This is a genomic window from Lelliottia nimipressuralis (assembly GCF_004115925.1).
GTDB classification, from domain to species: domain Bacteria; phylum Pseudomonadota; class Gammaproteobacteria; order Enterobacterales; family Enterobacteriaceae; genus Enterobacter; species Enterobacter nimipressuralis.
Genome location: NZ_SDDX01000026.1, coordinates 43,242 through 66,965 on the forward strand (window position 1 = coordinate 43,242; position 23,724 = coordinate 66,965).

The following is a 23,724-nucleotide window of genomic DNA, read 5'->3' on the forward strand; positions in this document are numbered from 1 at the left end:
TTGAGGTCTTCGTCACATACCTGCAACTTTTCCGGCAGGGATGCTTAGAACAGAATAGGATTTACTTATCGAATCTGTCACTATTGCCGCCGTTAAAGAATTCATCGAGCTGTACCCTACATACAGCCGAACTAAAAAAAGAAAGGGCTTCCTACGGGAAGCCCTAATTCTTTTTAAGGGATCAGCAAACTCGATCCCTGCGTCACACGACTCTCCAGCACCTCATGCGCGCGCTGTGCATCGCTCAGCGGATATTTCTGTGCCTCAGCCACGTCCACTTTAATCACGCCGCTGGCGATCAGCGAAAATAGCTCATTGCTGGCTTCTGTCAGTTCGTCACGGGTGGTGATGTAACCTTGCAGGGAAGGGCGCGTCACGTACAGCGAGCCTTTCTGATTCAGAATACCCAGATTCACCCCGGTGACCGCGCCCGAGGCGTTGCCAAAGCTCACCATCAAACCCCGACGCTGCAGGCAGTCCAGCGACGCTTCCCAGGTGTCTTTCCCCACGGAGTCATACACCACGCGCAGTTTCTTGCCGCCGGTGATCTCTTTCACCCGCTCGGCGATGCTCTCTTCGCGATAGTTAATCACCTGCCACGCGCCAGCCTGTAACGCCCGCTGCGCTTTTTGCGCGCTGCCGACGGTACCGATCAGTTTTGCGCCCAGCGCTTTTGCCCACTGGCAGGCGATAAGCCCAACGCCACCCGCTGCGGCGTGGAACAGGAACTGCTCGTCAGGTTTGATTTCGTAGGTTTTGCGCAGCAGATAATAGACCGTCAGCCCTTTCAGGAAGGAGGCGGCGGCTTGTTCGAATGAGATCGCGTTCGGCAGAATGGCGGCCTTATCGGCGGGCACGTTGTGAATCGAACTGTACGCGCCCAACGGCGACTGGGCGTACACCACGCGATCGCCTTCTTTAATATGCTTCACGCCGCTGCCTATTCTCACCACGACACCTGCGGCCTCGGTCCCCAGACCGCTCGGCAGGGCTGGCGGTGGATAAAGCCCGCCGCGAATGTAGGTGTCGATATAGTTGATACCGATGGCCTTGTTTTCGACCTGGATTTCATTTTCCCCAGGCGGCGTGGGGGTAAACTCCACGGCCTTGAGGACTTCTGGACCACCATGCTTGTGAAATTCGATACGAGTTGCCACGTTGAACTCCTTTGTCGATTCATTTGCAGACGGTTATACTTCCCCGTCTCTCAATTTATGGTAATCCATTCACTATGGCAGGAAATAAACCCTTCAACAAACAGACTGAGCCTCGCGAGCGCGATTTGCAGGTCGCCGGACTCAAAGTCCCGCCGCACTCGATTGAAGCGGAACAGTCGGTGTTGGGCGGTTTAATGCTGGACAACGAGCGCTGGGACGATGTCGCCGAGCGCGTGGTATCCGACGATTTTTATACCCGTCCACACCGCCATATCTTTACCGAAATGGCGCGCCTGCAGGAAGCCGGTAGCCCGATTGACCTGATTACACTGGCTGAATCGCTGGAGCGTCAGGGGCAGCTGGATTCAGTCGGTGGATTTGCCTATCTGGCAGAGTTATCGAAAAACACGCCAAGTGCGGCGAACATCAGCGCTTATGCGGATATCGTGCGCGAACGTGCCGTTGTGCGCGAGATGATCGCCGTTGCGAACGAGATCGCCGAAGCGGGCTTTGATCCGCAGGGCCGTACCAGCGAAGATTTGCTGGATCTCGCCGAATCCCGCGTTTTCAAGATCGCCGAAAGCCGCGCCAACAAAGACGAAGGTCCGCGAAATATCGCCGACGTGCTCGACTCCACCGTTGCGCGTATCGAACAGCTTTTCCAGCAGCCGCATGACGGTGTGACCGGCGTAAATACCGGTTACGACGATCTGAACAAAAAAACCGCCGGTTTGCAGCCGTCGGATCTGATTATCGTCGCGGCGCGTCCGTCGATGGGTAAAACAACATTTGCGATGAACCTCGTCGAAAACGCGGCGATGTTGCAGGATAAACCGGTGCTTATCTTCAGTCTTGAGATGCCATCGGACCAGATTATGATGCGTTCCCTGGCGTCCCTGTCGCGCGTGGATCAGACCCGTATTCGTACGGGTCAGCTTGACGACGAAGACTGGGCGCGCATTTCAGGCACCATGGGCATTCTGCTGGAAAAACGGAACATCTATATCGATGACTCCTCCGGCCTGACGCCGACGGAAGTGCGCTCCCGTGCGCGCCGTATCGCCCGCGAACACGGCGGCATCGGCCTTATCATGATCGACTACCTGCAGCTGATGCGCGTGCCGTCGCTCTCCGATAACCGTACTCTGGAAATTGCAGAAATTTCTCGCTCACTCAAGGCGTTAGCCAAAGAGTTGCAGGTGCCCGTCGTGGCGCTGTCACAGCTTAACCGCTCCCTGGAACAACGTGCCGATAAGCGCCCGGTCAACTCCGACCTGCGTGAATCTGGCTCCATCGAGCAGGATGCCGACTTAATCATGTTCATCTACCGTGACGAGGTTTATCACGAGAACAGCGACATGAAAGGCATCGCGGAAATCATTATTGGTAAGCAGCGTAACGGCCCGATCGGGACGGTGCGTCTGACGTTTAACGGTCAGTGGTCGCGTTTTGATAATTATGCGGGGCCGCAGTACGACGACGAATAAATCCTCGCCATCCTTCGCGTCACAGCCACCGCCGCTGTAACGCAAATGATTTAGAGGATTGGATTTATTTCATTAAGGCAAGGAATTCGAATGCAAGCGGCAACTGTAGTCATTAACCGCCGCGCTCTGCGACACAACCTGCAACGTCTGCGTGAACTGGCGCCCGCCAGCAAGCTCGTTGCAGTCGTGAAAGCGAACGCTTACGGACACGGTCTTCTTGAGACCGCGCGAACGCTCCCTGATGCCGATGCCTTTGGCGTCGCCCGTCTCGAAGAAGCCCTGCACCTGCGCGCGGGCGGCATCACCCAACCGATTCTGTTACTCGAAGGCTTTTTCGAAGCCGACGATCTGACGACGATTGCCGATCAACGTCTCCACACCGCCGTGCATAACGAAGAGCAGCTGGCCGCACTAGAAGCTGCGACCCTCAGCGAGCCGGTCACCGTGTGGATGAAACTCGACACCGGCATGCATCGCCTGGGCGTGCGCCCGGAGCAGGCAGAGGCGTTTTATCAGCGCCTGAGCCAGTGCAAAAACGTGCGTCAGCCGGTGAATATCGTCAGCCACTTTGCCCGTGCCGATGAGCCTGAGTGCGGCGCCACGGAGCAGCAGCTCGACATCTTTAACATCTTCTGCGAAGGCAAGCCGGGAATGCGTTCTATCGCGGCGTCCGGCGGTATTTTGCTCTGGCCGCAGTCGCACTTCGACTGGGCGCGTCCGGGCATTATTCTCTACGGGGTTTCGCCGCTGGAGAGCAAACCCTGGGGGCCTGATTTTGGCTTCCAGCCGGTGATGTCGCTGGTCTCCAGCCTGATTGCCGTGCGTGAGCATCAGGCGGGTGAACCGGTTGGCTACGGCGGCACCTGGGTGAGTGAGCGCGATACGCGTCTGGGCGTGGTGGCGATGGGCTACGGCGACGGTTATCCGCGCGCGGCACCGTCCGGTACGCCCGTGCTGGTGAATGGCCGTGAGGTGAAGCTTGTCGGGCGTGTCGCGATGGACATGATTTGCGTCGATCTCGGGCCTGATGCCACCGACAAAGCGGGCGATCCGGTCGTGATGTGGGGCGAAGGTTTACCCGTTGAGCGCATTGCTGAAATTACGAAAGTGAGTGCTTACGAACTTATCACGCGCCTCACGTCGCGGGTGGCGATGAAGTACGTCGATTAACCCCTATTGAGTGCCGGGTGGCGGCTTTGCCTCACCCGGCATGCACCTTGTGATGAACATCCCCTCGATCTTCTCGCGCTTCCGGTTTATTGTTGAAATCCCTGCCTGACAGATATCCGGAGATACATCGCGTGTTCCAGAAAGTTGACGCCTACGCCGGCGACCCCATTCTCTCCTTAATGGAGCGTTTCAAAGAAGATTCACGCAGCGACAAAGTGAACCTCAGCATCGGTCTTTACTACAACGAAGACGGTATCATTCCTCAGCTGCAGGCGGTGGCCGAAGCCGAAGCGCGTCTCAACGCGGTGCCGCACGGCGCCTCGCTCTATCTGCCGATGGAAGGGCTGAATACCTACCGCAACACCATTGCGCCGCTGCTGTTTGGTGCCGATCATGCGGTATTAACGCAAAAACGCGTCGCAACCATTCAGACGCTGGGCGGTTCCGGTGCGCTGAAAGTGGGCGCCGATTTTTTGAAAAAGTACTTCCCCGATTCAGGCGTATGGGTCAGCGATCCGACCTGGGAAAACCACGTCGCGATTTTTGAAGGCGCGGGCTTTGCCGTCAGCACCTATCCGTGGTTCGACAACGACACCAAAGGTGTTCGCGTTGAAGCGCTGCTGGAAAAACTGCACACCTTGCCGGAGCGCAGCATCGTCCTGCTGCACCCATGCTGCCACAACCCAACCGGTTCGGATCTGACCAACAGCCAGTGGGATGCGGTCATTGAGGTGCTGAAAGCGCGCAATCTGATCCCGTTCCTCGACATCGCCTATCAGGGCTTTGGCGCAGGCATGGAAGAGGACGCCTACGCGATCCGCGCGATTGCCAGCGCCGGGCTGCCAGCACTGGTGAGCAACTCCTTCTCGAAGATTTTCTCCCTGTACGGCGAGCGTGTCGGCGGGTTGTCGGTGGTCTGCGAAGACGAACAGGCAGCAGGCCGCGTGCTCGGCCAGCTCAAAGCCACCGTGCGTCGTATCTACTCCAGCCCGCCGGCTTTCGGTGCACAGGTCGTGGCGACGGTTCTGGGCGATGAGGGCCTGAAGGCGACCTGGCTTGCTGAAGTGGAAGCGATGCGTACGCGTATTCTGGCGATGCGTCAGGCGCTGGTTAACGCCCTGAAAAGCGCGTTACCGGAGCATAACTTCGATTATCTGCTCAAGCAGCGCGGGATGTTCAGCTACACCGGGCTGAGCGCGCAGCAGGTCGATCGTCTGCGTGAAGAGTTTGGCGTCTATCTGATTGCCAGCGGCCGTATGTGTGTCGCAGGGCTGAATGCGCATAACGTTCAACGCGTCGCACAGGCGTTTGCGGCTGTGATGTAAGCACTCACTTACTCTTTTGGGTTCGTACCCATTAACGCCCGGTGGCGCTGTGCGTACCGGGCCAACAACGGCGACCACGACCTGAATCGCAGGCCGGGTAAGGCGCAATGGCCACCCGGCTTTTTTGTTTTTCCCGCATTGTGATATCCCTCCCTTTACCAAGGACAATCTGAAAAATTTCCTTTCCTTCGCCTGGCTCAGGGGTTAAGGTCTGATAGATTTTTGACCATTCGCTCAATTTAAAACGATAACAAACTGAATATTCAGGGGAATACATGCGCAAGATCACACTGGCGCTCAGCGCCGCCTGCTTATTGTTCTCGCTTAATAGTGCAGTCGGTGCCCGAGCCTCCGCACCAACGCCGCTTTACACCGGAACCACCGCCGCCATTCTGGCTGAACAAGCCCCCATTCACTGGGTCTCCGTGGCGCAAATTGAAAACAGCCTGATGGGCCGCGCGCCAATGGCTGTCGGTTTTGACATTGACGATACCGTCCTCTTTTCCAGCCCTGGCTTCTGGCGAGGCAAAAAAACCTACTCGCCTGAGAGCGAGGAGTATCTGAAGAACCCGGAATTCTGGGAAAAAATGAACAACGGCTGGGATGAATTCAGTATCCCGAAAGAGGTGGGTCGCGCACTGATTGCGATGCACGTAAAACGCGGCGACAGCATCTATTTCATCACCGGTCGTAGCCAGACCAAAACGGAAACCGTCAGCAAAACCCTGCAGGGCGATTTTTCCATTCCGCCAGCGAATATGAATCCGGTGATTTTTGCCGGGGACAAGCACGGGCAAAACACCAAGACCCAGTGGCTGGAACAGAAAAATATCAAAGTGTTCTACGGCGATTCGGATAACGATATCTCTGCCGCGCGTGATGTCGGTGCCCGTGGCATACGCGTTCTGCGCGCCTCCAACTCGACGTACCGCCCGCTGCCCATGGCCGGCTCTTTTGGCGAAGAGGTGATTGTTAATTCTGAATACTGATAATCGATGATTATTTGTACAAATCGGGCCTGCCCGGGTTTACCTTTTGTCGTCTTGCTGCACACTTAAAGAGGCAAGTCCTCAGGTCGCACTCAACCCACTCACAGGGGAGCAAAGATGACAATTTCGGAGATACTGCAATATTGCATGAATAAACCGGGCGCCGGGCAAAGTGTCCACAGCGACTGGAAAGCCACGCAGATCAAAGTGGCTGACGTGCTGTTTGCGATGGTAAAAGAGGTAGAAGGGCGTCCGGCGGCATCGTTAAAAACCAGCCCGGAACTGGCGGACTTGTTGCGTCAGCAGCACAGCGATGTGCGCCCGAGCAAGCATCTGAATAAAGCGCACTGGAGCACCGTCTATCTCGACGGCTCGCTGCCCGATTCGCAGATTTACTATTTGGTGGATGCCTCTTACAAGCAGGCCTTTGAGCTGCTGCCGGAAAATACCCGACAGCAGCTTTCAGACTGAGGATTACAGCAGAGGTTTAAGGAAGCGCGCGGTGTGCGAGGCTTCGCACTCGGCAACTGTCTCTGGCGTACCGGAGACGAGGATTTCACCGCCGCCGCTGCCGCCTTCCGGACCGAGATCCACAATCCAGTCTGCGGTTTTGATGACATCCAGATTGTGCTCAATGACCACAATGGTGTTGCCCTGATCGCGCAGCTGATGCAGCACTTCAAGCAACTGCTGGATATCGGCAAAGTGCAGGCCGGTGGTTGGCTCATCCAGAATATACAGCGTCTGGCCCGTGCCGCGTTTCGACAGTTCACGCGCCAGCTTCACGCGCTGGGCTTCACCGCCGGAGAGCGTTGTCGCTGACTGCCCGAGACGAATGTAGGTCAGCCCCACGTCCATCAGCGTTTGCAGCTTACGCGCCAGCGCAGGCACCGCATCGAAGAACTCACGCGCCTCTTCAATGGTCATATCCAGCACTTCGTGGATCGTTTTGCCTTTGTACTTAATCTCCAGCGTTTCGCGGTTATAGCGCTTGCCTTTGCACTGATCGCACGGCACGTAGATATCCGGCAGGAAGTGCATTTCAACTTTGATCACACCGTCGCCCTGACAGGCTTCACAGCGCCCACCGCGCACGTTAAAGCTGAAACGTCCTGGCGTATACCCGCGCGAGCGTGATTCAGGAACACCGGCAAACAGTTCACGTACAGGCGTAAAGACGCCCGTATACGTAGCCGGGTTTGAACGCGGCGTACGGCCAATCGGGCTTTGGTCGATATCGATCACTTTATCGAAATGTTCCAGGCCCTGAATGTCGCGATACGGCGCTGGCTCGGCGAGCGTTGCGCCGTTCAGCTGAGTCTGTGCAATCGGGAACAAGGTATCGTTAATCAGCGTCGATTTACCGGAACCCGACACCCCGGTGACACAGGTGAACAGCCCGACTGGCAGCGTCAGCGTGACGTCTTTCAGGTTGTTGCCGCGCGCGCCAGTCAGCTTCAGCACTTTCTCTGGGTTGGCCGCAACGCGCTGCTTCGGCACGTCGATTTTGCGTTTGCCGCTCATGAACTGCCCGGTCAACGACTCCGGAACGGCCATGATGTCGGCCAGCGTCCCTTCGGCTACCACTTGGCCGCCATGCACACCCGCGCCAGGGCCGATATCGATGACGTGGTCTGCGGCGCGGATTGCGTCTTCGTCGTGCTCGACCACAATCACCGTGTTACCCAAATTACGCAGGTGGATCAGCGTGCCGAGCAGGCGTTCGTTATCGCGCTGGTGCAGGCCGATGGACGGCTCATCCAGCACGTACATTACGCCGACTAAGCCCGCGCCAATCTGGCTTGCCAGACGGATACGCTGCGCTTCGCCGCCGGAGAGGGTCTCCGCTGAGCGAGAAAGTGACAGATAGTTCAGGCCGACGTTCACGAGGAACTTCAGGCGATCGCCAATCTCTTTCAGCACTTTCTCAGCAATCTGCGCGCGCTGGCCGGAGAGCTTAAGATTGGTGAAGAAGTCCATCGCGTGGCCGATGCTCATGTCTGAGATGGTCGGTAGCGCCGTGTTCTCGACAAAGACATGGCGAGCCTCGCGGCGCAGACGCGTTCCTTCACAGGTGGTGCAGGAGCGGTTGCTGATAAACTTCGCCAGCTCCTCGCGCACTGCGCTGGACTCGGTCTCTTTGTAGCGGCGTTCCATGTTATGCAACACGCCTTCGAACGGATGGCGGCGCACGGAGGTATCGCCGCGATCGTTCATGTACTTGAACTCGATGTTCTCTTTGCCGGAACCTGACAGCACCACTTTATGAACATTCGGGCTTAAGCTCGCCCACGGCGCTTCGATGTCGAACTTATAGTGTTCGGCCAGGGATTTCAGCATCTGGAAGTAGTAGAAATTACGGCGATCCCAGCCGCGAATCGCGCCACCCGCCAGCGAAAGCTCCGGATTCTGAATGATGCGATCCGGATCGAAATATTGCTGCACGCCCAGACCATCACAGGTAGGGCACGCGCCAGCCGGGTTGTTAAACGAGAACAGACGCGGTTCCAGTTCGCGCATGCTGTAGCCGCAAATCGGACAGGCAAAGTTCGCGGAGAAGAGCAGCTCTTCGGTTTTCGCATCGTCCATATCCGCGACGATAGCGGAACCACCCGACAGCTCCAGCGCCGTTTCGAACGATTCGGCCAGACGCTGCGTGAGATCGTCGCGCACTTTAAAGCGGTCAATCACCACTTCAATGGTGTGTTTCTTTTGCAGTTCCAGCTTCGGCGGATCGGAAAGGTCACACACTTCCCCGTCGATACGCGCGCGGATGTAGCCCTGGCTTGCCAGGTTTTCCAGCGTTTTGGTGTGCTCGCCTTTCCTGTCTTTAATGATAGGCGCCAGCAGCATCAGGCGCTTGCCTTCAGGCTGCGCCAGCACGTTATCCACCATCTGACTGACGGTTTGCGCGGCCAGCGGCACGTCATGATCCGGGCAGCGCGGCTCGCCCACGCGGGCAAACAGCAGACGCAGATAGTCATGAATTTCAGTAATCGTACCGACCGTAGAACGCGGGTTGTGGGACGTTGATTTCTGCTCAATGGAAATGGCAGGCGACAACCCTTCGATATGGTCGACGTCCGGCTTTTCCATCAGTGACAGGAACTGACGCGCATAGGCGGAGAGCGATTCAACGTAACGACGCTGTCCTTCGGCATACAAGGTGTCGAAAGCCAGAGATGACTTGCCAGAACCCGATAGCCCGGTCACGACAATCAGCTTGTCGCGAGGGATTATGAGGTTGATATTCTTGAGATTATGGGTGCGGGCGCCCCGTACTTCGATCTTATCCATTCACCTTTCCCGGTAGAGACTCGGATGCCTGGTTTGTTTGAAGGACAAACGGCAGAAACGGCTAATTATGACACAATCTGACCTGTTTTAATATACAGTATTGGAAAGCAGGTTCCGATTTAATGTGCAACAATGTTTAGGTAGCGTGAGTTCTGTGGAATCGCGGTCGCAGCTATCAAATTGCACCGTGGAAATGGTACACTCGCGCGTTTACACTATTAAGAAACGTATTCAGGAGACACAATCATGGCCAGCAGAGGCGTAAACAAGGTGATTCTCGTCGGTAATCTGGGCCAGGACCCGGAAGTACGCTACATGCCGAGTGGTGGCGCAGTTGCCAACATTACGCTGGCTACTTCCGAATCCTGGCGTGATAAAGCGACCGGTGAGATGAAAGAGCAGACTGAATGGCACCGCGTTGTGCTGTTCGGCAAACTGGCAGAAGTGGCTGGTGAATATCTGCGTAAAGGTTCTCAGGTGTATATCGAAGGTCAGCTTCGTACCCGTAAATGGACCGATCAGTCCGGTGCAGAAAAGTACACCACTGAAGTTGTGGTAAACGTCGGCGGTACCATGCAGATGCTGGGTGGCCGTCAGGGCGGTGGCGCACCTGCAGGCGGCGGCCAGCAGCAGCAGGGTAGCTGGGGTCAGCCTCAGCAGCCACAGGGCGGCAATCAGTTCAGCGGCGGCGCGCAGTCTCGTCCGCAGCAGCAGTCTGCTCCAGCACCGTCTAATGAACCACCAATGGATTTCGACGACGATATCCCGTTCTAAGACTCAGACCGTGCTGTCGCCTGGCGGCTCGCTGTTTGCACTGGCCTGCTCACCATTTTGCAGGCCAGAGAAACGCAGCGCCGCCCGGTGATAAAACGAAAAAGCCCCTTTTTGGGGCTTTTTGTTTTTTATCTCTCCAGGGAAAATGGCTAGCGTTCGGGCTGCATATACTCCTGGTGAAAATGCTCTTTACTGATCGGGCGGGAGAAGAGAAAACCTTGTCCGTATTTCACACCGTGGCGCAGCATCGCGGAGACGTGCGTGTAATTTTCCACGCCTTCAATAATGACATCGATATCAATCTCATTGATATAATCCAGCATTAAAAACGTCTTTTCGATATTTCCGGCAGTCAGACAACTTCTGTCGAGCTTAATATAGTCTGTCGTCCAGATAGCAAGCCGTGATTTCAATGTTTCCAGGCTGTCAATACCATCCCAGGCGAGCTGAATGCCGGCTTTGCTCAGCCGGTCGAGATTTTGGCAGACAGATTCTTCCGGCGTATCGATGATATCCGTAATTTCAAAAATAAAGTTTCGCGGTGACAGATTATTTTTCTGCATCATGTCTAACGCGCGCGCCGAAAATTCGGTATCGTTCAATTGTACCTGAGATATATTCAGGGTAAAAAGCGGATTTTCCCGCAACGCCAGCGGCTGTCTGGCGATGAATTTAAATGCCTGGGCCATGACATAATCACCCATCGGCAAAATTCCGCCCGTCTCTTCCAGCTGGCTGATAAAATAATTCGGCGGCACGATATTGCGCCTATGGGTGCCGCGCACAAGAACTTCACCGCCTATACAGGCGAAGCGCGAAAGATCGAAAATGGGTTGAATAACAAAATCGATACCAGCATCGAGCTTGTTTTTTTCGACACACTGAACAACAAAATGTGTACTTTTTTCCATGCCAGCCTCATCACCATAACGTTACCCGTTCAAAGCGACACACTCTGCGCCAGACTTAAACAGGAAGGGCAACAATGCGGCGGCGTGGTATGAGCCAGTGTATTACAGCATTCTGAAGGAAGTAAAAATACGGAAAAGCGTTTGAAACGGGAAAGAATAATATTATGGGAAATTTTATTGTTTTACATCTGGAAATGAAATTTCCCATAGAGTGAATAACAATAACGTCATTCGTTCTTTAAATCGTATTCGATAAGTTTCCAGGTGACGGGGTAGCCATTTTGCCAGGGCATCGTGTCACCCTTTATAACATTTACCACATTGGTCACCGCAGGGTTATCTATTCGCCAGTAACCACTTTGCGGACATGCATTTCCACTGGAGCGTTTTATACCTAAGGGACTGCGCGAGGATTCTGTTTGCGATCCGTAGGCGGCTACGGTTGCCATGGTCAAATTACTACTGTCAATTTTCATTATTAAGTATCCATAATTTAATCATCCCATTTTTAATATTGCGACAAAATACCAACAAAACTTAACACCTCATTCTCATTAATTATAAATATAGATACCCTGAATGGGTTTATATTGCAAAGTGGGTAGGCATTCGCCACAATAGAGCTATTATTGGATGAAAGTTGAGCAATTATGATCTCTCGCCGCATTCTGTTTTGCCTCATGCTAATGTTGAGCAGCAGCGCCATGGCGGTGAACTGCCAAAGAGCCGTCACGCCGCTGGAAAATACGATTTGTAATAACGACAACTTGCACTGGCTCGACAGCACCCTGTCGGTGGTTTATCAGCAGGCGATTCATCAGGATGGTCTGGCGGCAAACGATAAAGAGTATCTCCACTGGGAAAAGCTGCTGGAAAAATGCACAACCGCTGTCTGCATTGAACGTGCGTACTACGCCGGGATCAGTGGGATTTCCAACGTTAACCGCGATTTTAAGTGGGAAGGCAAATGGTGGAACATGCTGGCACCCAATATGAGCGGCGGGGTGATCCAGTTCAGTCGCAGTGCCCAGTGGAGCGAGACGCTGGATATTCGTGCCTGGGCGGGGTTAAACAAAGATGAATTCACCGCCGAGGCGCGCAAACTCTACGGGATGCTGGTGGTCGAGAAGGTGGTGGACACCAATAACTGCAAACTGCTGCTGATCCCCAAACACGACGGCTCCCTCCAGGTTTACAGTAACTCCGACTGGGGCTGCCGCATGTCGATGCCAGCCGGGGTATTCCTCGATGGCGCTTATCAGATGGCGGAACACGATCCGCGCCCCAAAGCGACGCTGCTCACCCTCGGGATCTTCCAGGATGCCGCCCTCGACGACAAATTCCGCGCGCTGGTCGGGGACGATTACCAGAACTTCGTCAACAGCGCGAACGTCTATATTTATCAGAATGATATCGACAACATCGGTGCCCGCGTGATCTCCATGTGGGTGCAAGGTGCGGCAAATAAACACACGGCTATCGTGATGTACACGCCGAAAGGGGAAATCTGGGCCGGGCTGATTTCGCCAGCGAAAGGGGGCGGCCTGATGTTCAGCTATTACAGCACCGACGGTAGCGATCAGCGCCATATGCCGCGCACCCTCGCCGGCTGGAAACTGCGTTTTTTGGATGATTAACTGGCAGGAAATGCCGGGTAACGCAGCGCTTGCCCGGCTGACAACACCACTCACGCAGTGCCGCCGGGCATTCATCACTGACTACGACAACGTCCCCACAATCGTCAAATCACTGTCATCCGGCACCTCGTTATACGACAGCACATTCAAATTGCTGGCAAACAGACGTCCATAGCGTGAAATCAATGGTCGCAGCTGTGGCGTCACCAGCAGCAGCGGTGGCATCCCTTTCGCTTTCATCTGCTCCTGAATAATCGGCATCGTGTTCTGCAACTGCGTCAGAATGTTCGGGTCGACCGGGAAGCTATCCAGCGCCACTTTTCCACTCTGTTGAGACTGATTTAGCGCGCCCAGCAGCATATTCTCCAGCGCGTTATCAATGGTGTAGGCCGCCAGCTTCTGCCGGTCACCATTGATATTATGAATAATGGCGCGACGCAGGGCGTAACGCACGTCGGAGGTCAGCAGGATCGGATCTTTAGTCACTGCCGAGCTTTCCAGCAGCGTCGAGGCAATGGTGACGATATCTTTCAGTGACACCTGCTCCAGCAGCAGCTGGCGATAAATCCGCAGCAGCAGGCTAAAGTTGAGGGCGTTCGACAGATCCTCCGCCAGCTTCGGCGCCTGTTGTGCCAGACGGGCGTGCAGATGGGTAATATCGTCGTAATTAAACAGCTCCGGCAGATGCTCGCGGGCGACTTTATTGACGTGCGTCGCGACCACGCTGGCGCAGTCCACTACCTGATAACCCAGATTCAGCGCATTGGCTTTCTGTTCCGGGTCGATCCAGACGATCGCCATGCCGTACGCCGGATCTGTATCCAGCACGCCGTCGATTTCGCCGTACAGTTCCGCCCCTGGAATCGCCATCAGTTTTTCAGCGTACACCTCCGCCAGCGCAGTGCGGATGCCGTTGATATGAATCGCATATTGCGCAGGCTTGAGGCGGAAATTCTCCCGGATGCGAATCTCCGGCAGCAGCACACCACACTGCTCAGACACCACCTGGCGCACCCCGCGAATACGTTGCGACAGCGGGCTGCCCTTTGCCGAATCAATCAGCGTCACCAGTTTGTACCCCAGATTCAGGCCAATCGGCTCCACCAACGGAATGCTTTCCCAGTTGATGGCAGGCGCGACATCCTGGCCCAGTGCATCGGTAATCGCCTCGTAATCCGTCTCTTCTTCGGCGGGTTTAACCACTTTGCTCTGCCGCCAGGCGGCAAACAGCAGTAAACCGGTGAAGCACAGAAACGCGATGTGTGGCATACCGGGGACAATCGCCAGAATAAACATGACGAAGGCGGCGGTGTAGAGCACATGCGGTTTGGCCAGCAGCTGGGTTTTGATCTCATCGCTGACGTCATCGCCGTCGCTGACGCGCGTCACGATAATCGCTGCGGCGGTCGCCAGCAGCAGGGAAGGGATCTGCGCCGCCAGGCCGTCACCGATGGTCAGCAGAACGTACTGCTGGAACGCGTGGCTGGCATCAAGATCGTATTTGAAGATACCGATACAGATCCCGCCGATGACGTTAATCACCAGCACCATGATCCCGGCGATGGCGTCACCACGGACAAACTTCGAGGCCCCGTCCATCGCGCCGTAGAAGTCGGCCTCTTTCGACACCTCTTTACGCCGATCGCGCGCCTGTTTCTGGTTAATCAGTCCCGCATTCAGGTCGGCGTCGATCGCCATCTGTTTACCGGGCAGGGCATCAAGGGTAAAACGCGCCGACACTTCGGAAATACGCTCTGCCCCTTTGGTGACCACCACAAAGTTGATGATCATCAGGATGATGAATACGACAAAGCCGACGACAAAATCGCCGCCGATCACCACCTGTCCGAAGGCCTCGATCACCTTACCGGCTGCACCTTCCCCTTCGTGGCCGTGGAGTAACACCACGCGCGTGGAAGCAACGTTCAGGGTCAGTCGCATCAGGGTGGTGATCAGCAGGAGCGTCGGGAACACGGCAAAATCGAGCGGACGCTGCATGTTTACCGCCACCAGCAGGACCGTCACGGCCAGCACGATGTTGAAGGTAAACAAAATATCCAGCATCAGCGGAGACAACGGCAACATCACCATCGCCAGCACGCTGAGCAGTAATATCGGTACGCCGATGCGGCCCTGACGGAGAATGGCAAGCATTTGCTGTGACTTACTGTTCGCCATGGGTTTTTAATACCTCTTTAGGAATGTTGATCTGTTTGTTCAGGTTCGGTTTGGCCTCAAGCTGGCCGGTGCGCCAGGATTTGAGCTGCATGACGTAGGTCAGCACATGCGCAATGGCGCGAAAAAGCTGGGCCGGAATTTGCTGGTTAACGCGCGTGGAGTGGTAAACCGCTCGCGCCAGCGGCGGAAACTCCACCACTTCAATCTGGTGCTGGCTTGCCACTTCACGGATGTAGAGGGCGATATCATCGACCCCTTTCGCCACGATGTACGGGGCTTCTGCTTTGTTCGGATCGTATTTCAGCGCCACCGCGAAATGGGTCGGGTTGGTGATGATCACGTCCGCTTCCGGTACGGTGCGGTTAATCTGCCCCATCGCCATCTGGCGCTGGAGCTGGCGGATACGCCCCTTGATCTGCGGATTCCCGTCGTTATTTTTGTACTCTTCCTTCACCTCTTGCTTGGTCATGCGCATCTTTTTGGTGAACATGAATTTAGTGAGCGGCACGTCGAGCAGAGCAAAAATCACAATCACTGAAATGAAGTAGATCAGCACATGGTGAAAAATGCCAAAACCGGCGTGGATCGCCTGGTTGAGGTTCAGGCGCTGCAAATGCAGCAGCGGATTCAGGGAGCTGTGAACCATTGAGTACAGCACTGCCAGAATCACCCCGCACTTGAGCATCATCTTGCCCACTTCCACGTAATGGCTGGCGGCGAACATGCGCTTTACGCCGCTGATCGGGCTGATTTTTTTAAAGTCGGGCTTTAGCTTCGACAGCGTAAAAATCCAGCCGCCGGGGATCAGGCTCGCCACAATACAGGCCAGTGGAATCGGCGCGAGGGTGGCGATAAAGCGCAAGATCACCGAGACGTTGAGCATCAGAAACTGGCTCAACGCGCCGCTATCGTCCAGCCGCCCGGCCATCATTCCCACCGAGGTAAAAGATTCCGTAATCAGCCGCTGGTAATAGGGAAAAAAGCTGCTCAGGGTGATAAACGAGGTCAGCAGCCCCACCGCCATGGTCAGGTCTTTCGAGCGCGGCAGATCGCCCTTTTCCCGCGCCTTGCGCAGTTTCTGGGGGGTGGGTTTTTCGCTCTTATCTCCGCCCTGGGCCATCAGTGGCTCCTTACGGCTTCGAGCCTGGCCAGAATTTCATTGGTCAGGTTGAGATAGTGGTCGGGAATATTGGTCATCATCATTGATATACAGAGCAGGCCGAACAGCATGCTGATGGGAAAGCCGAGCGAGAACAGGTTCAGGGTCGGAGAGATGCGGTTCAGCAGGCCAAACCCCCCTTGCACAATCAGCATCACAAAGGTGGTGGGAAGGGCGATTAATGTCGCCGCAGACATTATCCAGCCCAGGCTTTGTACGATTAATAATAATGTCGGTTTATTAATCGCCTGACCGATGGGCCACCAGACAAAACCTTTAAACAGAATCGTCACCACCAGCAGATGCCCGTCCATAATGAAAAACAGCAGGGCGCAAAAGGTGTAAATAATCTGCGAAATCACGGTGGTCGAGCTGCCGTTGACCGGGTCGTTCATCATCGCCATCCCGAGGCCCATATTCATCGAAAGAATATGTCCGGCGGTCTGCAGGGCGACAAACACCAGATGCATCGCCATGCCAAACAGCATGCCCCACAGCATCTGCTCGCCGATGAGCAGAAGGGTACGCACCGACAGCAACCCGGTGAGCAGCACTTTTTCCGGCAGCATCGGGGTGATAATCACCGACAGCGCCAGCGCGAGCGCCGCTTTGATGCGTTTGCTGAAAGCGCGGTTATCCAGCACCGGGCAAAAGTGGATAAACGCCAGAATGCGCACAAACGGCAGAACGAGCGCCATCAGCGGGTTAATCAGGGTGAGAATATCGATGCCCATGGCCGTCAGCCCACCAGCGCCGCCGCCTGGTGAAAGAGGTTGACGGTAAAGTCGACTAACTGGGTCAGCATCCATTTGCCGCCAATGATCAACACCGCCAGCGTTACCAGCAGACGCGGCAAAAAGCTCAGGGTCTGTTCGTTAATTTGCGTGGTCGCCTGAAAAATACTGACGCACAGGCCGACGATCAGGCTCGGCACAATCGCCACCGCCGAGATAATCAGCACCAGCTTGATGCCGCTCGCCATGATGTCACCGGCAATATCCATCGTGACCATGGCTATACCCCTTGCACGCTGGAGGTGAGGGTGCCGACAATCAGCGTCCAGCCGTCACAGAGCACAAACAGCATCAGCTTGAACGGCAGCGATACAATCAGCGGCGACAGCATCATCATCCCCATCGCCATCAGAATACTGGCGACAATCAGGTCGATAACCAGGAACGGAATGTAGATCATGAAGCCAATCTGGAAGGCGGTTTTCAGCTCGCTCAGCAGGTACGCGGGGGTGACCACCGTCAGATCCTGCTCGCGCGGATCGCCCGTCACTTTGGCGATATCCATCATCTGCGCCATTGCTTTATTGCTGGTTTGCGCCAGCATGTAGTTCTTCAGCGGCGTCTCCGCTTTGCCAAACGCCTGTTTCATGGTGATTTCATCATTCTGAAACGGCACGATGGCCTCATCGTAAATCGTCGTCCAGACCGGGCGCATCACCAGCAGCGTCAGGGCCAGCGCGATGCCGGTGAGGATTTTGTTCGGCGGGCTTTGCTGCAGCCCGAGCGCCTGGCGCAAAATCGCCAGCACGATGATGAATCGCGTAAAGCAGGTCATCATCAGCACCATCACCGGCAGCAACCCCAGCAGGGTCATCAGGATCAGGATTTCAATTTTGACGTTGTAATCCTGGCCGCCGTCGGTGGTGGCCGAGCTAAAGAGCGTAATATCGCCGTTCGCCGCAAACAGCTGCGGTGAAAAGAGCAGCCCGGCAAACAGCAGCGCGGGCGCCACGGCGCGAAGCAGCGGTTTCATCGCGTCAATTCACCCAGTTCTTTGCTGTTGAACTCCAGAATGCGCAGGCCGTATTTATCGTTCAACACCACCGCTTCGGCTTTACCGAACAGAATGCCGTTCACTTTGATATCTAGCGCTTCACCGGCCATTTTATCCAGCTCAATCACCGAGTCATGGTTGACGGTCATCAGGTCGGCCAGCGAAATCTCGACCGACGCCACTTCCAGGGTCAGGGTGACCGGAATGCGGCTGAATAGCGCCATTTTGCGCAGGTCGTCGATGCCGCTCGCCGTCTCAGGTTGTTCCTGAATATCCAGGCGGATATTGCCTTCAACCGTCTCTTCGCGCGGCATATCGCCGAGGTTGAGATCGCTGAAATCCAGGGACTGGCTCAATTCTTGTTGCAGATCACTCATAAGGCTTCTCGATGGTTCTGTCGTTAAATCCACAGAGGAATAACTTGCTGTGGTCTTCGGCGATGTTGGCGTCAAAAATCTGCTCTTTCCCGATATACACAGGAACGGGATCGTTGATGCTCATAGGGATGATGTCGCCCGGCTTGATTTTGGCCAGTTGGGCGACGGTTAAATTCAGGCTGGCGACTTTGCCGCTCAGTTTTAGCGGCAGGCTGTAAAACAGACGTTCGATCTGCGAACGGTCCGGCGTGGGTTTAGGGCCAGCGTGGCTGTCCGTCAGCGGGTCGCGTAAATTCATCAACATGTGATCGACGTGCTGATTATCAAATAACAGCGTAAAACTGCCGTGCTCATACCCTTCAAGACTAAAAGTGACGCACCACGCCCACTGATTAATAATGGTGGTGTTATCGCTTTTAATGTCCAGGTCCTGGCCAAAAGTCTCTTTATCAATCAGCAAACGGGTGAGATCCAGCCCGATTTTTGTTTTAAGACGATCTTCTGTTTTGGTTACCGGTTGGCTGATGTCCGGTGAAATATTTCCGCTCTCTTTCCCCAGGCCATAATAGTCATGAAGAATGTGCAGGAGTAATGAACGCTCGATGCTAAAGGCAATGGAACCGAGCGGCGTGGAAAAAAGTTGGGTGTTTTTATGCGTCTGGTCAATCGCAAACGTCATCGATTCCAGTGCGACATTTACCCGCAATTTTTTAAGAAAATAAATGCTCAGACGCGAATCAAAGATATCGAAGCTGTCATTCATTAACTTGGGTAATTTATGCCATGGGCGACCGAGCTTGCTCACATCGAGCTTCACCATGTCGGGAATCGCCTGACGTGGGTAGATTCTGATTCGCTGAGGAGCTGCTTGCATAGTTCTTCCGCATAAAAAGAGTGATAAGCGTAAAGCGTCAGAGATAAAACAAAAAACGCTAATCGGTTCTAAAATAATTTAAGTTTCTTAAAACGGTGCCGCTTTACCTATTCAGGAGGAATTACCTGCCAGAGATATATCCAGACGCACACAGTTTATTAAGGACAAGAATTAGACTCTTTTTAGACGATCGGCACAAGATTGTCCGGGTTATTAATTCCTTATTTTACAGGCGCTTATTAAGATTAATAACTTTTGTAACTCTATGATATTTATAGATTAATATTTTAATACCCATTAAAAACAAGACATCTCACCCCGCACCGATATACTGCGCTTCAGTCATGAATTCCGATGCTTCACTGTATCCGGTGACTTTCGTAACCCATATCGAACTTATGCATTTATAAATATCCGAGCCAGGCGGCGGAATATCTGTGCAGCAGTTTCAGGTTAATGAATTGATTAAATTGTTGGTGAGTTGTTATGAGTATTGTTATTGAACATGAAGCCCAAAATGAAAATGGATTTGTTGCCAGCGCACCAGAAAGCGTCAATGTATTTTCATTAGCGCGTCGCGTGGCTAAATATAATGTATCGGTACTTATTACTGGCGAGACCGGAACAGGAAAAGAGTGTATCTCCCGCTATATTCATGAGAATGCATTAGGTGCCGATGCGCCTTATGTTGGCGTGAACTGTGCGGCCATTCCGGAAAGCATGCTTGAGGCAATTTTATTCGGCTACGAAAAAGGTGCTTTTACCGGAGCGGTCACAGGCGTTGCCGGTAAATTCGAACAGGCGAATGGCGGAACCTTATTGCTCGATGAAATCGGTGATATGCCGTTAGCCCTGCAGGCGAAATTATTGCGCGTCTTGCAGGAGCAGGAAGTTGAGCGTCTCGGCAGCCATAAACGTATTCCTCTGGATATTCGCCTGGTCGCCTCCACCAATAAAGATTTACAGCAGGAAATTGCCGAAGGGCGTTTTCGTCAGGATCTCTTTTACCGTATTTCCGTCGTGCCCATTCATATCACCCCGCTGCGTGAACGCCGTCAGGACATTATTCCTTTAGCACTGCGTTTTATTGCCAAATATAAAGCCTTCCATAAAGGCAATATTCGTCTGAGCGACGAAGCGCGTCACGCACTGCTGGCTTACGAATGGCCGGGCAACGTGCGTGAGCTGGAGAACGTTATTCAGCGCGGCATGATTCTGAGCAACGGCGAAGAGATCACGGCGGTGGATTTTGGCCTGCCGGTAATGATTCCTACCGTCGAAATGCCCGACCTCGACGTCATGCCCGCCTACCGCGAGCAGCAGAGCGCGGCCAGCGCGATGAGCAACGTGAAGCTTCATGGCCGGATGGCGGAGTTCCAGTACATCCTCGAACTGCTAAAACGTCACAACGGCAACAAATCTAAAACGGCGGCTTTTTTGGGTATCACCCCGCGCGCGCTGCGCTATCGACTGGCGTCAATGCGTGAAGAAGGCATTGATGCCGGTTGCTACTCGTAACGGCATAAGGGACTTAACCAATGGACAAAATTACCGCTATCGGTCTTCACGCCAGCCAACAGGCGATGCTGGACAAAATGCACAATACGGCCGCGATGGCAGCGTCTGGCGCGGTGAATCAGGGGCAGATGATCGCCCCCGGTGCGTCGTTTCCCGACGTGGCGGGCGCAGGCAATCTCTCCTTTTCCCAGGTGCTGAATAACGCGATCGATAACGTCGATGCGGTGCAGCACTCTGCCGGAGCAAAGCAAAAAGCGATTGAAATGGGACAGAGCGACGATCTGGCTGGTGCGATGATCGAATCGCAGAAGGCGAGCGTGGCCTTCTCCGCCATGATGCAGGTTCGCAACAAACTCACCACTGCGCTCGACGAAGTGATGAATACTCCGCTCTAAGGTCTCCTCCGTGCTGAATAAGTTAAAAGAAAAACTCTCCGCTTTACCCTTGCCTGCCGGGCGGCTGAAACCCCAGTGGCTGATTACCGCAGGCGGCTTGCTGCTGGTGGGGGCGATCGTCTTCTCCCTGTGGCGCAGCAATCAGGGCTATGTGGCCCTGTACGGCAGCCAGGAAAATATTCCCGTGGCGCAGGTAGTGGAAGTTCTGGGCGCAGAGGCGATTGCCTACCGCATAAACCCCGACAACGGCCAGATCCTGATCCCGGAAAACAAGCTCCCGCGTGCGCGCATGGCGCTGGCGGCGAAAGGGATTACGGCGGTGATGCCGGAAGGCTACGAGCTGATGGACAAAGAGGAGATGCTCGGCAGCAGCCAGTTTGTGCAGAACGTTCGCTACAAACGCAGCCTCGAAGGGGAACTGGCGCGCAGCATTATGGCGCTCGACCCGGTGGAAAGCGCCCGCGTGCATCTCGGCCTGAGCGAATCCAGCTCCTTTGTGATGACCAACAAACCGCAGAGCAGCGCCTCGGTGATGCTGCAGTTGCGCTACGGCAAACATCTGGATGAGCAGCAGGTCGCCGCGATTGTCCAGCTGGTCGCTGGCAGTGTGCCGGGCATGCAGGCAAACAGTGTGCGCGTGGTGGATCAGGCGGGCAATCTGCTGTCGGAGAACGGCCAGCAGGGCACCACCAATATGGCCAGCATCCGCCAGGGGCGCGATGTGATTGAGCGTATCAAACACGAAACCACCAGTAATATCGCCGGGCTGCTGACACCGCTGTTTGGTAGCGAAAACTACCGCATCAGCGTGACGCCGTCCGTGGACATGAGCAGCGTCGAAGAGACTCAGGAGCGCCTGGGCAAAGAGCCGCTGGTCAGCGACGAGAATATCTCCCGCGAAAACACCACCAACGAGCTGGCGATGGGCATTCCTGGCTCGCTCAGTAACCGTCCGGTGACGCCACCGGCAGCCGCCACGGCACCTGACGCGCAGCAGCAGACCACGCAAACCCAGACCAGCGATCCGCGCTCCCTCACCAACCGCACCCAGGAGCAGCGTAAGTTTGCCTTCGATCGCGATATCCGCCACATCCGTCATCCCGGCTACAAGCTGGAGAAACTGCGCGTGGCGGTGGCCCTGAATCAGGCCGCTCCATCTCTCGCCTCGATGACGCCGGAACAGCTCGCCACGCTGACGCGGCTGGTCGAAGACGCCGCTGGCATCGAAAAAGATCGCGGTGACTCTCTGACCCTCGACCGTCTGACCTTTGTTGATATCACGGGCGACGGCCTGCCGGTGCTGAAGTGGTGGCAAGACCCGTCCATTCAATACTGGGGACAAATGGGCGGTATCGGCCTGCTGGCGCTATTAACCCTGCTGTTTGGCGTGCGTCCTCTGGCTCAGCGCCTGGCGCGCCGCGATGCGCCTGCCATCGATGCGATTGAAGCGAAAGGGCTGGACGACGCACCGGAAAATGAGCTGGTCACCACCGAAAACGGCCTGACCGGATTGCCAGGCCCGGCATTCAATCAGGATACCGACTTGCCGCCACTCAGTTCTGGCCTTGAAACCAAGGTGGAATACCTGCAAATGCTGGCGGAAAACGAAACCGAACGTATGGCTGAAGTACTGAAACAATGGATCAACAGCAATGAGCGAACACCTAATAAACAAGAGCAGTAAAGGTAGCGTCAAAAGTGGACGCAGCCGCCTGGAGCAGGCCGCCATTCTGTTGCTCAGTGTGGGCGAAGAAGCCGCCGCAAAGCTGATGCAGAAGATGAACCGTGATGAAGTGATTTTACTCAGCGACACCATGGCGCGGCTGCACGGCGTGAAGGTGGACCACGCGCGCTATGCGATGAACAACTTTTTTGACGACTACCGCGAGCAGAGCGGTATCAACGGCGCCTCGCGCAGTTATCTGCGCAGCATTCTGGAGAAAGCGCTGGGCGGCGAAATCGCCAGCAGCGTGATCAACGGTATCTACGGCGACGAGATCCGCCACCGCATGGCGCGTCTGCAGTGGGTCGACGTGCCGCAACTGGCGGCGCTGATTGAGCAGGAGCACCTCCAGTTACAGGCGGTATTCCTCGCTTTCCTGCCGCCGGACGTGGCCGCCAGCGTGCTCAGCGCCCTGTCTCAGGAGCGTCAGGACGAAATCGTCTGGCGTATCGCGCGTCTTGATGACGTCAACCGCGACGTGATTGACGAACTGGATCGCCTGATCGAACGCGGCGTGGCGGTGCTGTCCGAGCACGGCTCGAAAGTGGTCGGCATCAAACATGCCGCCAATATCGTCAACCGTATTCCGTCCAACCAGCAGCAACTGCTCGATCAGCTGCGCGAACGGGATGCGGGCGTAGTGGAGGAGCTGGAAGAGGAGATGTACGAGTTCTTCATCCTGAGTCGCCAGACGCCAGCCACGCTGCAACGTCTGATGGAGGAGATCTCCATCGAAGAGTGGGCGGTTGCCCTGAAAGGCACCGAGCCGGTACTGCGCCAGACCATTTTCAACGTTATGCCGAAACGCCAGGTTACCCTGCTGCAATCCACCACTACGCGTCTGGGTCCGGTTCCTGTTAGCCGCGTGGATCATGTGCGTAAAGAGATCATGGCCACCGTCCGTCAGCTGGCGGAAGAGGGTGAGATTCAGGTGCAGCTGTTTGCCGAACAGACCATGGAGTAAC

At 55.1% G+C, this 23,724-nt stretch carries 22 protein-coding genes; 11 read left to right on the forward strand and 11 right to left on the reverse strand.

The genetic code is table 11. The annotated features are described in order from the left end of the window. Positions 1-173: 173 nt before the first annotated feature. Positions 174-1,157, reverse strand: coding sequence for a quinone oxidoreductase (locus ETG88_RS19100; protein ID WP_129036116.1), 984 nt, complete (start codon positions 1,155-1,157; stop codon positions 174-176). A 74-nt stretch (positions 1,158-1,231) separates the two neighbouring features. Here ETG88_RS19100 and dnaB point away from each other — a divergent pair, with 74 nt between their 5' ends. The 5 genes from dnaB (at position 1,232) to ETG88_RS19125 (ending at position 6,599) form a co-directional block, all read left to right on the forward strand. Continuing rightward, positions 1,232-2,644 (forward strand): replicative DNA helicase, encoded by a 1,413-nt coding sequence (gene dnaB / locus ETG88_RS19105; RefSeq protein WP_100778055.1) that lies wholly within the window; start codon positions 1,232-1,234, stop codon positions 2,642-2,644. A gap of 90 nt (positions 2,645-2,734) precedes the next feature. Continuing rightward, positions 2,735-3,814: an alanine racemase gene (gene alr, locus ETG88_RS19110; RefSeq protein WP_129036117.1), complete on the forward strand. Its 1,080-nt coding sequence runs from the start codon at positions 2,735-2,737 to the stop codon at positions 3,812-3,814. 131 nt (positions 3,815-3,945) lie between these two features. Beyond that, positions 3,946-5,139, forward strand: coding sequence for an aromatic amino acid transaminase (tyrB, locus tag ETG88_RS19115; RefSeq protein WP_102105616.1), 1,194 nt, complete (start codon positions 3,946-3,948; stop codon positions 5,137-5,139). A gap of 275 nt (positions 5,140-5,414) precedes the next feature. Further along, positions 5,415-6,128, forward strand: a complete 714-nt coding sequence (gene aphA, locus ETG88_RS19120) for an acid phosphatase AphA (protein ID WP_100778052.1) — start codon at positions 5,415-5,417, stop codon at positions 6,126-6,128. A gap of 117 nt (positions 6,129-6,245) precedes the next feature. Next, a complete protein-coding gene (locus ETG88_RS19125) occupies positions 6,246-6,599 on the forward strand; it encodes an MmcQ/YjbR family DNA-binding protein (protein ID WP_100778051.1) in 354 nt (117 codons plus the stop codon). A 3-nt stretch (positions 6,600-6,602) separates the two neighbouring features. Here ETG88_RS19125 and uvrA read toward each other — a convergent pair whose 3' ends face one another. Next, positions 6,603-9,425 (reverse strand): excinuclease ABC subunit UvrA, encoded by a 2,823-nt coding sequence (uvrA, locus tag ETG88_RS19130; RefSeq protein WP_129036118.1) that lies wholly within the window; start codon positions 9,423-9,425, stop codon positions 6,603-6,605. 246 nt (positions 9,426-9,671) lie between these two features. On the opposite strand from uvrA, the gene ssb1 reads away from it, so the two are divergent. Beyond that, on the forward strand, positions 9,672-10,199 hold the full coding sequence (gene ssb1, locus ETG88_RS19140; protein ID WP_100778048.1) for a single-stranded DNA-binding protein SSB1: 528 nt from the start codon (positions 9,672-9,674) through the stop codon (positions 10,197-10,199). Between the two features lie 149 nt (positions 10,200-10,348). On the opposite strand, the gene ETG88_RS19145 is transcribed toward ssb1, so the two are convergent. Both ETG88_RS19145 and ETG88_RS19150 read right to left on the reverse strand, forming a co-directional pair. Then, a complete protein-coding gene (locus ETG88_RS19145) occupies positions 10,349-11,110 on the reverse strand; it encodes an EAL domain-containing protein (RefSeq protein WP_129036119.1) in 762 nt (253 codons plus the stop codon). Between the two features lie 227 nt (positions 11,111-11,337). Then, positions 11,338-11,586 carry a hypothetical protein gene (locus tag ETG88_RS19150; protein WP_100778046.1) on the reverse strand — a complete coding sequence of 83 codons (249 nt, stop codon included), beginning with the start codon at positions 11,584-11,586 and terminating at the stop codon, positions 11,338-11,340. A 174-nt stretch (positions 11,587-11,760) separates the two neighbouring features. Here ETG88_RS19150 and ETG88_RS19155 point away from each other — a divergent pair, with 174 nt between their 5' ends. After that, positions 11,761-12,747 (forward strand): lysozyme inhibitor LprI family protein, encoded by a 987-nt coding sequence (locus ETG88_RS19155; protein WP_129036120.1) that lies wholly within the window; start codon positions 11,761-11,763, stop codon positions 12,745-12,747. Positions 12,748-12,828: 81 nt separating this feature from the next. On the opposite strand, the gene ETG88_RS19160 is transcribed toward ETG88_RS19155, so the two are convergent. Genes ETG88_RS19160 through ETG88_RS19190 form a run of 7 tightly spaced genes read right to left on the reverse strand, consistent with a single transcriptional unit; the run spans position 12,829 to position 19,123 of the window. Next, on the reverse strand, positions 12,829-14,925 hold the full coding sequence (locus ETG88_RS19160; protein ID WP_100778044.1) for a flagellar biosynthesis protein FlhA: 2,097 nt from the start codon (positions 14,923-14,925) through the stop codon (positions 12,829-12,831). Continuing rightward, the gene (flhB, locus tag ETG88_RS19165) at positions 14,912-16,048 is read right to left on the reverse strand and encodes a flagellar biosynthesis protein FlhB (protein WP_420890802.1); all 1,137 of its coding nucleotides are present in this window, start codon (positions 16,046-16,048) and stop codon (positions 14,912-14,914) included. Before flhB ends, ETG88_RS19160 begins: the two co-directional genes overlap by 14 nt. After that, the gene (fliR, locus tag ETG88_RS19170) at positions 16,045-16,818 is read right to left on the reverse strand and encodes a flagellar biosynthetic protein FliR (RefSeq protein WP_100778042.1); all 774 of its coding nucleotides are present in this window, start codon (positions 16,816-16,818) and stop codon (positions 16,045-16,047) included. Before fliR ends, flhB begins: the two co-directional genes overlap by 4 nt. 5 nt (positions 16,819-16,823) lie before the next feature. Beyond that, positions 16,824-17,096 carry a flagellar biosynthesis protein FliQ gene (gene fliQ, locus ETG88_RS19175; protein ID WP_100778041.1) on the reverse strand — a complete coding sequence of 91 codons (273 nt, stop codon included), beginning with the start codon at positions 17,094-17,096 and terminating at the stop codon, positions 16,824-16,826. A gap of 2 nt (positions 17,097-17,098) precedes the next feature. Continuing rightward, complete coding sequence (fliP, locus tag ETG88_RS19180; RefSeq protein WP_100778040.1) at positions 17,099-17,851, reverse strand: flagellar type III secretion system pore protein FliP; 753 nt, start codon at positions 17,849-17,851, stop codon at positions 17,099-17,101. Then, positions 17,848-18,249, reverse strand: a complete 402-nt coding sequence (locus ETG88_RS19185) for a FliM/FliN family flagellar motor switch protein (protein WP_100778039.1) — start codon at positions 18,247-18,249, stop codon at positions 17,848-17,850. Before ETG88_RS19185 ends, fliP begins: the two co-directional genes overlap by 4 nt. Beyond that, complete coding sequence (locus ETG88_RS19190; RefSeq protein ID WP_129036122.1) at positions 18,242-19,123, reverse strand: FliM/FliN family flagellar motor switch protein; 882 nt, start codon at positions 19,121-19,123, stop codon at positions 18,242-18,244. The genes ETG88_RS19185 and ETG88_RS19190 overlap by 8 nt, the downstream gene beginning before the upstream one ends. 486 nt (positions 19,124-19,609) lie before the next feature. On the opposite strand from ETG88_RS19190, the gene ETG88_RS19195 reads away from it, so the two are divergent. The 4 genes from ETG88_RS19195 to ETG88_RS19210 are packed head-to-tail and all read left to right on the forward strand — an operon-like array spanning position 19,610 to position 23,723. Next, a complete protein-coding gene (locus ETG88_RS19195; protein WP_100778037.1) occupies positions 19,610-20,641 on the forward strand; it encodes a sigma-54 interaction domain-containing protein in 1,032 nt (343 codons plus the stop codon). A gap of 20 nt (positions 20,642-20,661) precedes the next feature. Next, the gene (fliE, locus tag ETG88_RS19200; RefSeq protein WP_100778036.1) at positions 20,662-21,036 is read left to right on the forward strand and encodes a flagellar hook-basal body complex protein FliE; all 375 of its coding nucleotides are present in this window, start codon (positions 20,662-20,664) and stop codon (positions 21,034-21,036) included. Positions 21,037-21,046: 10 nt separating this feature from the next. Next, positions 21,047-22,720: a flagellar basal-body MS-ring/collar protein FliF gene (fliF, locus tag ETG88_RS19205; protein WP_100778035.1), complete on the forward strand. Its 1,674-nt coding sequence runs from the start codon at positions 21,047-21,049 to the stop codon at positions 22,718-22,720. Further along, entirely contained in the window at positions 22,689-23,723 is a 1,035-nt protein-coding gene (locus ETG88_RS19210; RefSeq protein ID WP_100778034.1) for a flagellar motor switch protein FliG, read from the forward strand. Before fliF ends, ETG88_RS19210 begins: the two co-directional genes overlap by 32 nt. Position 23,724: the final 1 nt, after the last annotated feature.

Bases quoted from the DNA above. Each gene is read 5' to 3' on its own strand.
- dnaB (WP_100778055.1), top strand. From the start codon at position 1,232: ATGGCAGGAAATAAACCCTTCAACAAACAGACTGAGCCTCGCGAGCGC.
- alr (WP_129036117.1), top strand. From the start codon at position 2,735: ATGCAAGCGGCAACTGTAGTCATTAACCGCCGCGCTCTGCGACACAAC.
- aphA (WP_100778052.1), top strand. From the start codon at position 5,415: ATGCGCAAGATCACACTGGCGCTCAGCGCCGCCTGCTTATTGTTCTCG.
- ETG88_RS19125 (WP_100778051.1), top strand. From the start codon at position 6,246: ATGACAATTTCGGAGATACTGCAATATTGCATGAATAAACCGGGCGCC.
- uvrA (WP_129036118.1), bottom strand. From the start codon at position 9,425: ATGGATAAGATCGAAGTACGGGGCGCCCGCACCCATAATCTCAAGAAT.
- ssb1 (WP_100778048.1), top strand. From the start codon at position 9,672: ATGGCCAGCAGAGGCGTAAACAAGGTGATTCTCGTCGGTAATCTGGGC.
- ETG88_RS19145 (WP_129036119.1), bottom strand. From the start codon at position 11,110: ATGGAAAAAAGTACACATTTTGTTGTTCAGTGTGTCGAAAAAAACAAG.
- ETG88_RS19150 (WP_100778046.1), bottom strand. From the start codon at position 11,586: ATGAAAATTGACAGTAGTAATTTGACCATGGCAACCGTAGCCGCCTAC.
- ETG88_RS19155 (WP_129036120.1), top strand. From the start codon at position 11,761: ATGATCTCTCGCCGCATTCTGTTTTGCCTCATGCTAATGTTGAGCAGC.
- ETG88_RS19160 (WP_100778044.1), bottom strand. From the start codon at position 14,925: ATGGCGAACAGTAAGTCACAGCAAATGCTTGCCATTCTCCGTCAGGGC.
- fliR (WP_100778042.1), bottom strand. From the start codon at position 16,818: ATGGGCATCGATATTCTCACCCTGATTAACCCGCTGATGGCGCTCGTT.
- fliQ (WP_100778041.1), bottom strand. From the start codon at position 17,096: ATGGTCACGATGGATATTGCCGGTGACATCATGGCGAGCGGCATCAAG.
- fliP (WP_100778040.1), bottom strand. From the start codon at position 17,851: ATGAAACCGCTGCTTCGCGCCGTGGCGCCCGCGCTGCTGTTTGCCGGG.
- ETG88_RS19185 (WP_100778039.1), bottom strand. From the start codon at position 18,249: ATGAGTGATCTGCAACAAGAATTGAGCCAGTCCCTGGATTTCAGCGAT.
- ETG88_RS19190 (WP_129036122.1), bottom strand. From the start codon at position 19,123: ATGCAAGCAGCTCCTCAGCGAATCAGAATCTACCCACGTCAGGCGATT.
- ETG88_RS19195 (WP_100778037.1), top strand. From the start codon at position 19,610: ATGAGTATTGTTATTGAACATGAAGCCCAAAATGAAAATGGATTTGTT.
- fliE (WP_100778036.1), top strand. From the start codon at position 20,662: ATGGACAAAATTACCGCTATCGGTCTTCACGCCAGCCAACAGGCGATG.
- ETG88_RS19210 (WP_100778034.1), top strand. From the start codon at position 22,689: ATGAGCGAACACCTAATAAACAAGAGCAGTAAAGGTAGCGTCAAAAGT.